General features: G+C 73.2%; 12 protein-coding genes. 9 read left to right on the plus strand and 3 right to left on the minus strand.

Annotated elements, in window-relative coordinates; genetic code table 11:
• Positions 1–216 precede the first annotated feature (216 nt).
• The 6 genes from BLT23_RS01745 to BLT23_RS01770 all read left to right on the plus strand — a co-directional run bounded on the left by BLT23_RS01745 (position 217) and on the right by BLT23_RS01770 (position 5,262).
• The gene (locus tag BLT23_RS01745; RefSeq protein ID WP_090044766.1) at positions 217–1,347 is read left to right on the plus strand and encodes an SIS domain-containing protein; all 1,131 of its coding nucleotides are present in this window, start codon (positions 217–219) and stop codon (positions 1,345–1,347) included.
• Between the two features lie 3 nt (positions 1,348–1,350).
• Positions 1,351–2,313, plus strand: coding sequence for an N-acetylglucosamine kinase (locus BLT23_RS01750; RefSeq protein WP_090044768.1), 963 nt, complete (start codon positions 1,351–1,353; stop codon positions 2,311–2,313).
• An 87-nt stretch (positions 2,314–2,400) separates the two neighbouring features.
• The gene (locus BLT23_RS01755; protein WP_245743442.1) at positions 2,401–3,249 is read left to right on the plus strand and encodes a DMT family transporter; all 849 of its coding nucleotides are present in this window, start codon (positions 2,401–2,403) and stop codon (positions 3,247–3,249) included.
• Positions 3,246–4,163: a 1-phosphofructokinase family hexose kinase gene (locus tag BLT23_RS01760; RefSeq protein WP_090044769.1), complete on the plus strand. Its 918-nt coding sequence runs from the start codon at positions 3,246–3,248 to the stop codon at positions 4,161–4,163. The genes BLT23_RS01755 and BLT23_RS01760 overlap by 4 nt, the downstream gene beginning before the upstream one ends.
• Positions 4,160–4,990 carry a class II fructose-bisphosphate aldolase gene (locus BLT23_RS01765; RefSeq protein WP_090044771.1) on the plus strand — a complete coding sequence of 277 codons (831 nt, stop codon included), beginning with the start codon at positions 4,160–4,162 and terminating at the stop codon, positions 4,988–4,990. The genes BLT23_RS01760 and BLT23_RS01765 overlap by 4 nt, the downstream gene beginning before the upstream one ends.
• Positions 4,991–5,076: 86 nt before the next feature.
• Positions 5,077–5,262 carry a hypothetical protein gene (locus tag BLT23_RS01770; protein ID WP_090044773.1) on the plus strand — a complete coding sequence of 62 codons (186 nt, stop codon included), beginning with the start codon at positions 5,077–5,079 and terminating at the stop codon, positions 5,260–5,262.
• Positions 5,263–5,268: 6 nt separating this feature from the next.
• On the opposite strand, the gene BLT23_RS01775 is transcribed toward BLT23_RS01770, so the two are convergent.
• From BLT23_RS01775 to BLT23_RS01785, 3 genes are all read right to left on the minus strand, one after another.
• On the minus strand, positions 5,269–6,018 hold the full coding sequence (locus BLT23_RS01775) for an SDR family NAD(P)-dependent oxidoreductase (protein WP_090044774.1): 750 nt from the start codon (positions 6,016–6,018) through the stop codon (positions 5,269–5,271).
• 100 nt (positions 6,019–6,118) lie between these two features.
• On the minus strand, positions 6,119–8,830 hold the full coding sequence (locus BLT23_RS41980) for an ATP-binding protein (protein ID WP_090044776.1): 2,712 nt from the start codon (positions 8,828–8,830) through the stop codon (positions 6,119–6,121).
• Positions 8,831–8,857: 27 nt separating this feature from the next.
• Entirely contained in the window at positions 8,858–10,336 is a 1,479-nt protein-coding gene (locus BLT23_RS01785; RefSeq protein WP_090045683.1) for a family 43 glycosylhydrolase, read from the minus strand.
• Between the two features lie 151 nt (positions 10,337–10,487).
• On the opposite strand from BLT23_RS01785, the gene BLT23_RS01790 reads away from it, so the two are divergent.
• From BLT23_RS01790 to BLT23_RS01800, 3 genes are read left to right on the plus strand one after another with little or no spacing between them, the layout of a single operon-like run.
• On the plus strand, positions 10,488–11,540 hold the full coding sequence (locus tag BLT23_RS01790) for a TetR/AcrR family transcriptional regulator (RefSeq protein WP_090045685.1): 1,053 nt from the start codon (positions 10,488–10,490) through the stop codon (positions 11,538–11,540).
• Complete coding sequence (locus BLT23_RS01795) at positions 11,537–12,136, plus strand: transcriptional regulator (RefSeq protein WP_090044777.1); 600 nt, start codon at positions 11,537–11,539, stop codon at positions 12,134–12,136. The genes BLT23_RS01790 and BLT23_RS01795 overlap by 4 nt, the downstream gene beginning before the upstream one ends.
• Positions 12,124–13,449, plus strand: a complete 1,326-nt coding sequence (locus tag BLT23_RS01800) for a PEP/pyruvate-binding domain-containing protein (protein WP_090044779.1) — start codon at positions 12,124–12,126, stop codon at positions 13,447–13,449. Before BLT23_RS01795 ends, BLT23_RS01800 begins: the two co-directional genes overlap by 13 nt.
• The last annotated feature ends 8 nt before the right edge of the window (positions 13,450–13,457 follow it).

The raw sequence follows: 13,457 nt of genomic DNA on the forward strand, positions 1-13,457 counted from the left end.
ATCACACTCGGGGCTGACCTGCGGAAACGTCTCAAAACGCTCATCTGAGATGTTCACTTCGCCGTGGAACCTTGCCACTCGCGCAGGGTCGGCCGTACGAATGCAGCACTTGCCGAACCGCGGCGGAGAGGCCGGCGGCTCGAAGCGATCAACGGCATTCGGGGAAAGCGCCCCGGACACGTCCGGGAACTGTCCCGGTAATCGAAGGGCGACACCATGGGTGAGCATGGGCTCGGCGGCAGCGCGACCGCGGAGGAGATCTGGCAGCAGCCGGTCGTCTGGCCGCGGGTGGCGGACGCGGTGGACCGGGTCCGGCAGTCGGCCGGCGAGGTGGTGCGCGCGGCGCTCGCCGACCAGGGCACGAGGATCGTGCTGACCGGTGCGGGCACGTCGGCGTTCGTCGGCGAGGTCGTCGCCCCGGCGCTGGCGCGGCACCTCGGCAGGCCGGTGGAGCCGATCGCCACCACGGAGATCGTCGCCGACCCGCACACCGCGGCCGCGGGCGGAGGGCCCGTGCTGCTCGTGTCGTTCGCGCGCAGCGGCAACAGCCCCGAGTCGCTCGCGGCGGCCGAGCTGCTGCACCGGCTCACCCCCGGCCTGCGGCACGTGGTGATCACCTGCAACCCCGGTGGGGACCTCGCCCGGCGGTGGGACGGCGCGGACGGGGCCGTCGTCGTCGCGCTCCCGGAGGAGACGAACGACCGCGGTTTCGCGATGACGTCGTCGTTCACCGGCATGGCGCTCGCGGCGCTGCTGGTGTTCGGGCTCGACGTGGACGTGGCGGCGCTGGCGCGCAGCGGCGCCGACGTGCTCGCCGAGGCGGCCGGACGGGCGTCGGGGATCGCGGAGGCCAAGCCGCAGCGGCTCGTCTACCTGGGGTCGGGGCCGCTGCACGGACTCGCGCGGGAGGCCGCGCTGAAGTGCCTGGAGCTGACCCGCGGCGAGGTCGTCGCGCTCGCCGAGTCGTCGCTGGGGTTCCGGCACGGCCCGAAGTCCGTGCTCGACGACCGCACGATCGCGTTCGTCTTCCTGTCTCCCGACCCGTACGCGCGGTCATACGACGTCGACATCGCCCGTGAGCTGGTGCAGTCCGTCGGAGCGGAACGCGTTGTCGTGGTGGGGGACGCCAGCCCCGAGGAGTTCGACGGCGCTCAGGTCTGGCCGGTCGGTGGCGCGTTCACCTCGCCCTCGGTGTGGGCGCTGGCCGCGGTCATCACGGCGCAGACCACCGCCCTCGCGTGCTCGCTCGCACTCGGCCTGACGCCGGACAACCCGTTCCCCGGCGGCGAGGTCAACCGCGTGGTGCAGGGCGTGGTCATCCACGACCTGCCGGAAACCGGGGAGTGAGCCGTGTTCCTCGGTGTCGACGGCGGGGGCACGAAGACGGCGTTCTGCCTGGTCGATCTCGACGGCCGGGTGGTCGCGGAGGCCCGCACGGCGAGCGTGTACCACCTCCAGGACGGGATCGGCATCGTGGAACCCCTGCTGCGCCAGGGGATCACGGAGGTCTGCGCCACCGCGGGCATCCCGGTCACCGGCATCACCTACGCGTTCATCGGACTGCCCGCCTACGGCGAGGTCAGCGGTGACGTCCCGGTGCTGGACGCGTTGCCCGCGAAGATCCTCGGCGGTGACCACTACCGCTGCGGCAACGACATGATCTGCGGCTGGGCCGGCTCGCTCGGCGGGGTCGACGGCATCAACGTCGTCGCGGGCACCGGCTCCATCGCCTACGGCGAGCACGACGGCAGGCAGTGGCGCGGCGGTGGCTGGAGCGAGCTGTTCGGCGACGAGGGCTCCGGCTACTGGGTCGCGGTCCAGGGGCTCAACGCCTTCAGCCGCATGGCCGACGGACGCCTGCCTGCCGGGCCGCTCGCCGACGGGATGCGCTCGGCGCTCGGCCTGGCGACCGACCTCGACGCCATCGACGTCGTGGTCAACCGGTGGCACGGCGACCGCGGCCGGATCGCGAGCCTGAGCAAGGTGGTCGACGTGGCCGCCGGCGCCGGTGACGCGGTGGCCGCGGACATCCTCCGCAGTGCGGGCCGTGAGCTCGCCCTGCTCGTGAACGTGGGCAGGGAAGCCCTCGGTTTCCCCGCCTCCCAAGAGGTTCCGGTGTCCTACTCGGGCGGCATGTTCGCCTCGGAGCACGTGCTGTCGTCGTTCCGCGAGTCACTCGCCGACGGCGCCGGCCTCCGCGCACCACTGCTGGAACCGCACATCGGCGCCGCACTCCACGCGGCCCGCCTGCACGGACACCCGTTGCGGGCAGAACACATCTCCACCGCCGCCGCCGCAGCGCTCTCGCCCTGAGGAGCCCATGATGACCGGACCCGCCGCGTCCGCTTTCCGCACCAACAGCTGGATTCCCTACGCGGGACTGCTGGTGTTGTTCTGGGTGTGTGGGGAGCGTTCTCCGCGCTGCCCACCACGCTCTACGACTACCCCGACCCGATGGTCTACGTCGTGTGGTCGCTGACCATGCTCATCCCCGCGTGGTTCTCGTTGCGGGGCAAGAAGTTCGACCGCAGCCGCACGGCCGCGGGCTACGGGCTGGCGATCGGTCTCACCGGCGCCGGTGGCCAGCTGCTGCTGTTCAAGGCGCTCACCATCGGACCGGCGTACGTCATCTTCCCGATCGTCGCGCTGTCCCCGGCGATCACCGTGCTGATGGCGTTCGGGCTGCTGCGCGAACGGCTCGGCGCCCTGTCCTGGGCGGGCGTGGTGCTCGCACTCGCCGCCATCGTGCTCTTCTCGGTGTCCACCGACACCTCGGAAAGCAACGGGTGGCTGTACCTGCTGCTCGCGGTGCTCATCTGCGTCGCGTGGGGTGTGCAGGCGTTCTTCATGCGCAAGGCGGCACTCGCCGGGGTGGACGACGCGTCGACGTTCGGCTGGATGACCATCAGCGGCCTCGTGCTGATCCCGGTGGCGCTGCTGATGATGGGCGGGCTGCCGCTGGACTTCCCGTGGCAGGCGCCCGCTCTCACCGCCGGCACGCAGGTGCTCAACGCCGTCGGCGCGTTGTTCCTCGTCATGGCGATGAGCCGTGGCAAGGCGTCGATCGTGGCCCCGGTCACGAACGCGCTGGCGCCCGTCCTGACGATCGTCCTGTCGCTCGCGGTGTTCGGCGCTCGGCCGAGCGTGTTCCAGGTCGCGGGCATCGTGCTGGCGCTCGCCGGGTCGACGCTGATGGTCTACCGCGCCGAGAAGAGCGGCGAGGCGGAGCTGGTGGGGGCGGCGAGGTGACCGGCCGGATCGTCACCGTCACGCTCAACCCCGCCATCGACGTGACCTACCGCGTGCGGGCCCTGCGCGTGGGGGAGACGGTCCGGGTGCCCGTCGTGCGGTCGAGGGCCGGCGGCAAGGGCGTGAACGTCGCCGCGGTGGTCGGCGCGCTGGGCGGGGACAGCCTCGTGCTCGCGCTGACCGCCACGGCGGAGCCCGACGAGTTCCGCACCGGCCTGGAGCGGCTGGGGCTGCCGCACCGGCTCGTCCCGGCGCTCGCGTCGGTGCGCAGGACCGTCGCCGTCGTCGCCGACGACAGCACGACGATGTTGCAGGAGAACGGTTCTCCCGCGGTCGAGGGCGCCGAGGCGCTCGTCACGGCCGCGCTGCGGGACGAGCTGGAGACCGGGGCGGGTGCCGTCGTGATCTCCGGCAGCGTCCCGGCGGGCCTGGACCCGGAGGTGCCCGCACGCCTCGCCCGGCTGTGCGCCGGGCTGGGCGTGCCGGTCATCGCCGACGTCTCCGGCCCGGCGCTGCACGCCGCCGCGCGCAGCGGCGCGGTGCTGATGCCCAACTCCGACGAGCTGGCGGAGCTGCTCTCCGCGGGACCGGTGGAGGACCTGGTGCCCGGGGGAGCGGCGGCCGTCGTCGCGACCGCCGGACCCGGCGGCGCGACCGCGCTGACCGCACGGGGCTCCTGGCGGGCCCGTCCTCCCGAGGTGGTCAGCGGCAACCCGGCGGGCGCCGGTGACGCGGCCGCCGCCGCACTGGCACTGCACCTGGCCAGGGACGGCCACGACGTCGACTGGCCCGCCGCGCTGGCGGACGTCGTCGCCACGTCGGCCAGCGCCGTGCTGCGGCCGGTGGCCGGCGAGATCGACCGCGGGGCCAGGGCCCGCTGGATCCCCCTGACGACCGTAGAGGAGACACGATGACCGCGGAGTGGACGACCCTGCTCGGCGAGCTGCGGGCGGAACGCCGCGCGGTGGGCGCGTTCAACGCGATCATGATCGAGCACGCGGAGGCGATCGTCGCCGGTGCCGAGCACAGCGGGCTGCCGGTGATCCTGCAGATCTCGCAGAACGCCGTGCGCTACCACGGGTCGCTGGCGCCGTTCGCCCGCGCCTGCCTGCAGATGGCCGCCGACGCGGCCGTGCCCGTGCTCGTCCACCTCGACCACGTCGAGGACGAGGAGCTGGTCGACGAAGGTCTGCGGCTCGGCATCACGTCCGTCATGTTCGACGCGTCCACACTGGACTACGCGGACAACGTGGCACGGACCCGCGCCGTCGTCGAACGCTGCCACGCCGGCGGTTGTCTCGTCGAGGCCGAGCTCGGCGAGGTCGGCGGCAAGGACGGTGCGCACGCCCCCGGTGTGCGCACCGACCCTCGCGAGGCGGCCGAGTTCGTCGCCGCGACCGGTGTCGACTCGCTCGCGGTGGCCGTGGGGTCGTCGCACGCCATGACGGACCGCAGCGCCGTGCTGGACGAGGCGCTCATCGCCGAGCTGGCCGCGGCGGTCCCCGTCCCGCTGGTGCTGCACGGGTCGTCCGGCGTGACCGACGACGGGCTCCGCGGCGCGGTCGGCGCCGGCATCGTGAAGGTCAACATCGGCACCCGCCTCAACCAGGTGCTGACGCAGGCCGTTCGCGCCGTGCTCGGCGAACGCGAGCAGCTCACCGACCCGCGCCGCTACCTGGCCCCCGGCCGGGACGCGGTCCGCGACGAGGTGGCCAGGATGCTGACCGTGCTCGCCAAGTGACCCCGCCGGGGGTGGAGCAGGCTCCACCCCCACAACGGCAGCGCGGGGGATCGGATCGCGAGCCCGCGATCCCTAGATTTCTCGGCATGACGAACAACAACACCGGCACCGTCCAGACCCGCCGCCCGCTCCTGTGGACCGGCCTCGCCATCAGCCTCGCCGTGAACGGCACCACGTCCGTCCTCGGCGCGCCCCTCGCCGTCAGCGTCTTCTTCGGCGTGCTCGCGCTGATCTTCGCCGTGGCGCTGTTCCTCGGCAGGGACAAGCGCTGAGGCGGGTCAGCCGTGGCACGCGCCGAAGGAGATGTTCACCTGGGTCGAGGCGATGCTGCGGCCCTTCTCCGACGCCACGAACGCCGCGACGGCACCCACGTCGGCCAGCGTCGCCGCGCGCTTGAGCGGCGACGCGTCGATGATGCCCTGCCGGGCGCCCTCCATCTCCGGCACGTCCGGGAACGTGTCGACGACCCCTCCGGTCAGCAGCGTCACCGTCCGCACCCCCGACGGCGCCAGCTCCACCGCCCACTGCCTGCGCAGCGACTCGACGGCGTCGAAGCCGACCTGCACGTTGCCCATCCCGGCGGTGGCGTTGGCGGGGTCGGAGCCGCCGAAGAACAGCAGCACCCCGGACTGCTGCTGCACCATGTGCCTGGCCGCGGCCTTCGTCGTGACCAGCTGCGTGGTGAGCGTCCTGCCGATGGCCGCGGTGAACGCGTCCGCCGGGATGTCGGCGAGCGGCTGGAACAGGCCCTCCATCGTGATCACGTTGACCGAGACGTCGACGCCGCCGGTCTTCTCCACGACGGCGTCGACGTGGTCGTTCACGGCCGCGGCGTCCAGGGCGTCGACGACGGCCGTCTCCACCTGACCGCCCGCGTCCCGGATGCGGGCGGCGACGGCCTCCAGCCTGTCCGGCGTCCGCCCGGCCAGGAAGACCCGCGCGCCCTCGGCGGCGAACGCGTCCGCCATCGCACCGCCGATCGAGCCGCCGCCCCCGTAGATCACCGCGGTCTTGTTCTCCAGCAACATCTTCCGCTCCTCTCGTCGGAGCAGAAGGTAGGCCGGGGCCGTCCCCGTCCACATCGGTCGCGTGACTGGCGTGCGACCGGCGCGGCGGGCCGCGGGTAAGTCATCGCAGCCCGAGCCGCGTCAGCTCGATCCGCCGGGTGACCCCCAGCTTGGGGTAGGCGCGGTAGAGGTGGTGCCCGATCGTGCGCGGGCTCAGGAACAGCTGCGCGCCGATCTCCTTGTTGCTCAGCCCCGCCGCCGCGAGCCGGACGACCTGCACCTCCTGCGGCGTCAGGTTCTTCAGCACGTCCTCGGCGACTGGTTCGAGCGCGGGACGTTCGCCGAGCGCGGTCAGCTCGGCGGTCGCGCGGGCCGCCCACGTCGTGGCGCCCAGCCGCGTGAACCCGGTCAGCGCGGCGGACAGCTCGGCCCGTGCCTCGCCGCGCCTGCGTCTGCGCCGCAACGACTCCCCGTACAGCAGGCGCGTCCTGGCCTCGTCGAACCGCCCGACCGGCAGCTCCAGGGCCGCCCGGTAGTCCTCGTCCGAGTCGTCCAGCAGAGCCCGGCAGCGCAGCAGGAGCGCCGTGCTCACCGGGCTCTCCACGTGCACCGCCCACCGCTCGAACGCCTTGAGCTCCTCGGTGACGTCGCCGGGACGCCCGTCGCGCACCGCCGCCTCCACCAGGTCCGGGACCGCGCGGACGAGGAAGTCGTGCCTGGCCGGTCCTGTGCACACGGCCCGCAGTGCGTCGAACGCCGTGCCGTACCGGCCCGCGGCGAGGTCGAGCAGGCCGAGCCCCCAGTGCGTCATCGCGGTGCCGACGGCGTGCCGTCCTTCGAGGACCCGCAGCACCTCGGCGGCCAGCGCGCGGCACCGCGGCTCGTCGCCGGTGACCGCGGCCAGCCAGACGGACGTCGCCCGCAGCACCGCCGCCTCCACGTCCAGCCCGAACTCCGCGCACAGCTCCAGCGCCTCGGCCAGGCACGTCTGCGCGGTCACGAGGTCGCCCTTGAACGCCCTGGCCAGCGCGACGATCTCCTGCGCGTAGGGAATCCACATCAACGCCCCGGCCGCACGCGCGTCCGACGCCATCAGCTCCATCACGGCGCTGGTCGCGTCGTCGTCGGCCAGCATCAGGCCGCTGAACCCGGCCACCACCCGGTGCAGGGGCTCCTCTCCCGGCTCCCGCGCGCGGCCGAGCACGGCCCGCAGCGGCCCCGCCGCGTGCTCCGGCCGCCCGCTCAGCACGTCTCCCCAGCTCATCAGCGCGTCGGCGGCCTTGCGCGCCGTGGAGTCCGGCGGCAGCCGCAGCCCCGCCATCATTCGTGCGCCCTCGGCGACGAGTGCCGCGGCACCCGCGTCCCTGCCCGTGCAGAGCATCTCGGTCAGCATGACGACGGCGCGTTCGGGATCGCTGTCCAGGACCAGCGTCGCCGCCTCGCGCGCGAGCAGGGCGTCCGCCTCCGGCGAGGTCCGCTCGTACTCGATCTGGCCGCGCAGCAACGTCATGTCGGCGACGATCGCCGGGTCGGTGGTGAGCGACCCGACCTCGACGGCCAGCCGTGCCGCGCGGTCGGGTTTGCCCGCGTCGTAGGCGGCGAGGGCGGCCTTGGCGATCCGCCGCGCCTTCAGCGCGGGATCCACGCTCAACCGCCCGGCCCGGTCGTAGGCCGCCGACACCGCCATCGCACCGCCCCGGCGTTCGGCCCGCAGCGCCGTGGCCTCCAGCTCGGCGGCCACCTCCTCGTCCGGCTCGGTCGTGCCGGCCGCGAGGTGCCAGGCCCGCCGGTCGCGGACGTCCGGCGTCCGCAACGCCTGCGCGAACGCCCGGTGCACCGCGACCCGCTGGTGGTGGGTGGCGCACTGGTAGGCCGCCGCCCGCACGAGCGGGTGCCGGAACGCCAGCTCCCCGTCCGTGACGGTGACGAGCCCCGCGCGTTCGGCCGCGGCCAGGTCCGCCGTGTCCGCGCCGGCGGCCCGCGCGACGGCCAGCACCGTGTCCATCCCCGCGAACCGGTCGGCCGCCGCGACCAGCAGCACCGCCTGGGTCGCCTCGGGCAGCCCGGTGATCTGCTCGCGGAACGTCTCCTGCACCCGGCGCGCGACCGGCAACGGCCCGACCTGGTGCGCGGGCTCCGCACGGCCCTCGCGTTGCGCCGCCAGCCGCGCCGCGCCCAGCTCGAGCAACGCGAGCGGGTTCCCGTTCGCCTCCTCCAGCACCCGCGCCCGCGTCGGCGCGGTCAGCCGGGGACTGCGCGCGTCGAGCAGAGCCGCCGCCGCGTCCGGCTCCAGGGCGGTGAGCCGCAGCTCGTCGATGCCGGGTGAGCGGAACGGCACGGCCGTGTCGCGGACCCCGAACAGCACGACGACCGGGTCCGCCCGGAACCGGCGCGCGGCGAACAACAGCGCGTCGGACGACCCGCGGTCGAGCCACTGCGCGTCGTCCACCACGCACACCACCGGCTTCTCCGCGGCCAGCTCGGCGAGCAGCGTCAACGTCGCCGCGCCGACCAGGAACGGCGTCGCCGTCTCCGCGCTCAGCCCGAACGCGCTGCGCAACGCCGCGGCCTGCGGCTCCGGCAACCGGTCGAGCCGGTCGAGGTACGGGTACAGCAGCAGGTGCAGCGCGCCGAACGCCAGCTCCGCCTCGGACTCGATGCCGACTCCGCGCAGCACCCGCGCGTCACCCGCCGCGGCGACGGCGTGGTCGAGCAGCGCGGACTTGCCCACCCCCGCCTCGCCGCGCACGACCAGCGCCGCGCCGCGGCCGGACGACGCCTGCCCCAGCAACCGTTCGACCTGGTCCCGTTCACCGTCACGGCCGACCAACATGGACGGGAGCCTAGACCTGGATTTCTGTCAGCGATGCGCGACGACGAAGTCGTCGAACCCGGCCGCCGTGCCGAAGACGCGGACTCCGTTGGCACCACTGGAGAAGCTGGTGTCGGTGACCGAGATCCGCGGTGCCGTCAGGTCGCCGACGTACACCTTGATCGACGGTCCCGCTGCCTCCACCCGCAGGCGGTGCGCCACGTTCGGCCGGACCGCGACCGGTGCCGACGCGAGCTGCGTCCAGCTGTTGTCCGCCTTGCCGAGCACCACCCTCCCGTTGCCGGTGATGCCCGCGTAGTAGCCGCGGTAGGCGTCGGTTCCGGTGCCTGCCCGCGTCACGCGGAACACCACCCCGCTGTCACCGCGCGACGACCTCGGCGTGACGTCCACGTCCTGGGTGAAGTCCGCGAAGTTGGTGTCCAGCAACGACTTGCCGCCCGACGACGAGCCCGTCTCGTATCGGCCGTCCCGCGCCGTCCAGGTGCCGCCGTGCGTGCGCCAGCCGATCGCGTTGCCGTCCTCGAAGTTGTCCTTGACCCGCATGGTCACCGGCTGGATCGTGCCGTCGGCGTGGAAAGTCATGCGGTCGTAGGCGATCTGCCGGTCGTTGGCGCCGGACAGGCTCAGCGGGCGGCGGTGGTAGACGATGTACCAGATGTCCGTTCCGGGGACGTTGAGGACCGAGTTGTGGCCAGAACCCCGTGCCACGGCGCCGTCCTGGCCCAGCACGCGGCCGATCTTGGTGAACGGCCCGGTGGGGGAGTCGGCGATCGCGTAGGCGACCGCGTAGTTCGGGCCGGTCCAGCCGTCCTCCGACCACATGAAGTAGTACTTGCCGTCCCGTTTGAACATCTGCGACCCCTCGGTGAAGTTCGCCGGGGTGATCTCCTTGTACGTGCTGCCGTCGTCGAACCGGCCGAGGCTCGTCATGTCCGCGTTGAGCTTCACGACGTTGGCGTGGCCCCAGCCGCCGTAGTACATGTACGCCTGGCCATCGGTGTCGATGAAGACGTCCTGGTCGATGGGCTGCGCGCCGTTGACGAACCGGTCGACCAGCGGCTTGCCGATCGCGTCCCGGTAGGGGCCTTCCGGCCGGTCGGCCACGGCGACGCCGATGCCGCCGAGCTCGGAGTCGCTCTGGATGTCGTTGGCGCCGAAGTAGAGGTAGTACTTGCCGTTGCGCTGCACGGGAGCGGGAGCCCAGACGGCCCGGCGTGCCCACGAGACGTCCGCCGTCGTGAGGACGTTCGGGTGCTTCGTCCAGTGGACCAGGTCGGTGGAGGAGAAGGCGTCGAGGTAGGTCTGCTCGTCGTAGGGGCGCGACGAGGTGGGGAAGACCCAGTACCTGTCGCCGTAGACCTCGACGTCCGGGTCTGCGTACCACCCGTCGACGAACGGGTTGCCGGCCTCCGCCGTCGTGAAGTCGGGTGGCTCCGGCGACGCCGACGCGGGCACGCCGCCGAGCAGCAGGGCGGCCAGCACGGCCGCGACGGTCCTGTGGGTCAACGTCTCGTCCAATCTGCGGGGTGGACTCTCTTACAACGTTGTAAGTGCGTTGTGCCTCGATCCAAACACCGTGCGTGACAGCCTGTCCAGGCCGTCGGAGTTCGGAGGATGAGGTAATCTGGATGTTCACATCATCTGAAATGGGGTGGCGATGGTCCGGCTGACCCGAGCGCAGCAACAGGCGCGCACCAGGGCGGCGGTGCTGGCGGCGGCGAGGGACGAGTTCGCGGAGCACGGCTACGCGCAGGCGAAGGTCGACCGCATCGCGGAACGGGCCGAGCTGACCCGCGGCGCGGTGTACTCGAACTTCCCCGGCAAGCGGGCGCTGTACCTGGCGGTCCTGATCGACCTCGTCGGCCGCGACGCCGAACCCGCGGCCGAGGCGCCGCCCGCGTCGGTGGCGGACGCGCTGGGGGTGTTCGCCAGGGTGTGGCTCGAACGCCTGCCGCTGACCGGCGAGTCGTCCGGCGGCGGACGGCTCCGGCTGCGGTCGCTCGACGGCGTCCTCGACGACGGGCACGTGCTCGCCCAGGTCGCCCGGCTGGAGGCGGTGCTGCTGGCCGCCGCTCTGGAACGCGGCGGCCGGGACCGGCGGGTGCGGCTCGCCGAGCTGGTGCTGACGTTGCTGGACGGCGCGGTGCACCGGGCGGAGACCGCTCCCGGCGCCGGTGACCCGTTCGACGTCGCGCACGCGTGCCGGCACCTGGCCGGGATCGACCTGGCGGACACCTGGGCGCCTCCGCACCTGCCGTACGTCACCCCGGCCCGACCGTGCGAGGACCCCTGGACGGCCCCGGAAGGGCTGGTCGACCAGCTCGGTGGCGAGGTCGGCCTCGCGGACGGTGTCGTCGTGGTGCTCGGGGCGGGACGGCTCGGCGCGGCCGAGGAGGCGATCCGGGCCGCGTCGCCGGGAGAGCAGGTCGTGGTGGTGGTCGTGACGAGCGATCCCGAGGAGACCGGGCGGCTGGTCCGGCTCCGGGTGACGGACCTCGTGGGGTGCCTGCGCCGGGTGTTTCCCGCCGAGGGCGGCCTGCGGCTGGTGCTGGACGACGAGCGGACGGTGGCGTCGGCGCTCGGCCTTCCGGACGCCGGTGACGAGACCGAGGAGGCCGTTCGCGTGCGTGACGGCGTCGTCGTCGCGCGTGCTCGTGGACGCGGTGCCGGTCACGCGGTCGCGGTGCTGCGTCAGGAGGCGAAGCCGTGAGCCAGGTCCTGCACGCCCTGCGGTGCGTCGGCAGCTCGGGAGTCACCCGCGTCGCCGCGTTCACCGGACTGGACGAGGCCGCGGCGGAGTCCGAGCTGATCGACCTCGCGGTGGCCGGGTTTGTCACCCACCACACCGGCTTCGGCGGCTGGGCGCTCACCGACGCCGGTCGCGAGGCGGACGCGGGCAACACCTCGGCCGAGCTGGAGACCGCGGGCGGCCGGGACGCGCTGACCGGGCCGTTCGACGACTTCCTGGTGCTCAACCCGGAACTGCTCGACCTCTGCACGGCCTGGCAGGTCCGGTCCGTCGACGGCGTCACGACCGCCAACGACCACACCGACCCCGCCTACGACCACCGCGTGCTCGGCCTGTTCGCCGACTTCCACGAACGCGCGTCCGTCGTGATCAAGGCACTGGCCGCCGTGCTGCCGCGCTTCGGCCGCTACGAGTCGCGTCTGGCCGGAGCGCTCACCCGTGCGCAGACGGGAGAACTGGCGTTCCTGGCCGACGACTTGGCTTCGTACCACGTCATCTGGGCGGAACTGCACGAGGACCTGCTCGCGACGCTGGGGATTCAGCGATGGCGTGGGTGAGGCGGCTGCACGCCGACCTCGACGAACCACCCGAGGTGGTGGGCGGCAAAGCACACGGCCTGGTGCTGCTGCACCGCCTCGGACTGCCCGTCCCGCAAGGGTTCGTCGTCACCACGGCGGCCTGCCGCGCGTTCCTGCGCGACGGCCGGCTCCCTCGTGGGCTCGCCGAGGAACTGGCGGCCCAGGTGACAGCGCCGGTCGTGTCGGTGCGTTCCGGGGCGGCCGTGTCGATGCCGGGGATGATGAACACGATCCTCAACCTGCACCGCACCCCCGAAGCGCTCGAAACCGCCGTGCAGTCCGTCTTCTCGTCGTGGAACACCCCACGCGCCCGCACTTATCGTGCCGTGCACGGCATCCCGCACGACCTCGGCACGGCGGTGGTCGTGCAGGACATGGTGTTCGGCGACCGGGACCAGCACAGCGGCTCCGGTGTCGCGTTCAGCCGCGACCCCGGCACCGGCGAGAAGAGACCGTTCGGCGAAGTCCTCTTCGGACACCAGGGCGACGACGTCGTCTCCGGCCGCGAGCTCACCTCGCCGCTGTCCGCTGTGCAGCAGGAACCCGTTGTCTGGCAAGGACTCCTGGACGCGTTCGACCGGATCGAACAGCACCACCGCGACGCCTGCTACGTCGAGTTCACCTTCGAGTCGGGAACGCTCTGGCTGCTCCAGGTGCGCCCTGGCCGTTTCACCGGCGCCGCCGCCGTCCGGCTGGCCACCGACCTGGTCGACGAGGGCCTGATCGACCGCGCCGAGGCCCTGCGCCGCGTCGCCCCGAGCCACCTCCGGCACGTCCGCACACCCCGCATCGCCCCGGGCGCGGACGTGGTGGCACGGGGCCTGGGCGTCTGCCCCGGCGTGGCCACCGGCCGTGTGGCGCTGACCGCAGGCGAAGCCGTCCGGCTCGCTCCGGACGGGCCGGTGGTGCTGGTGCGCCCGGAGACGTCACCCGAGGACATCAGCGGCCTGGCCGCCGCCACCGGCGTCCTCACCGCCAGGGGAGGCCCGGCCAGCCACGCCGCGGTGGTGGCGCGCTCGATGTCCAAACCCGCCGTCGTCGGGGTGGCGGACCTGGTCGTGGGCGCCGGTGCCGCGACGGTCGGCGGGCGCGAGATCCGGGCAGGGGAGCTGGTCACCGTGGACGGGACGAGCGGCGAGGTGGCGCTCGGACGTGCCGCGGTGGTGACCGGGGTGGCGGACGGGTGCCTGGAGCGGCTGCTCGGCTGGGCGGACGAGGTGTCGGGGGAGCGGAGCGACCGGCCGGAGGAGGAACGGCTGGCAGCGGCCCGCGCCGTGCTCGGGATCGGGTGAACGCGCCG

The organism is Lentzea fradiae, assembly GCF_900100955.1.
Taxonomy (GTDB): domain Bacteria; phylum Actinomycetota; class Actinomycetes; order Mycobacteriales; family Pseudonocardiaceae; genus Lentzea; species Lentzea fradiae.

Excerpts from the sequence above, each read along its gene's own strand:
- BLT23_RS01800 (WP_090044779.1), top strand. The coding sequence starts at position 12,124 with ATGGCGTGGGTGAGGCGGCTGCACGCCGACCTCGACGAACCACCCGAG.
- BLT23_RS01765 (WP_090044771.1), top strand. The coding sequence starts at position 4,160 with ATGACCGCGGAGTGGACGACCCTGCTCGGCGAGCTGCGGGCGGAACGC.
- BLT23_RS01745 (WP_090044766.1), top strand. The coding sequence starts at position 217 with ATGGGTGAGCATGGGCTCGGCGGCAGCGCGACCGCGGAGGAGATCTGG.
- BLT23_RS01790 (WP_090045685.1), top strand. The coding sequence starts at position 10,488 with ATGGTCCGGCTGACCCGAGCGCAGCAACAGGCGCGCACCAGGGCGGCG.
- BLT23_RS01775 (WP_090044774.1), bottom strand. The coding sequence starts at position 6,018 with ATGTTGCTGGAGAACAAGACCGCGGTGATCTACGGGGGCGGCGGCTCG.
- BLT23_RS01770 (WP_090044773.1), top strand. The coding sequence starts at position 5,077 with ATGACGAACAACAACACCGGCACCGTCCAGACCCGCCGCCCGCTCCTG.
- BLT23_RS41980 (WP_090044776.1), bottom strand. The coding sequence starts at position 8,830 with ATGTTGGTCGGCCGTGACGGTGAACGGGACCAGGTCGAACGGTTGCTG.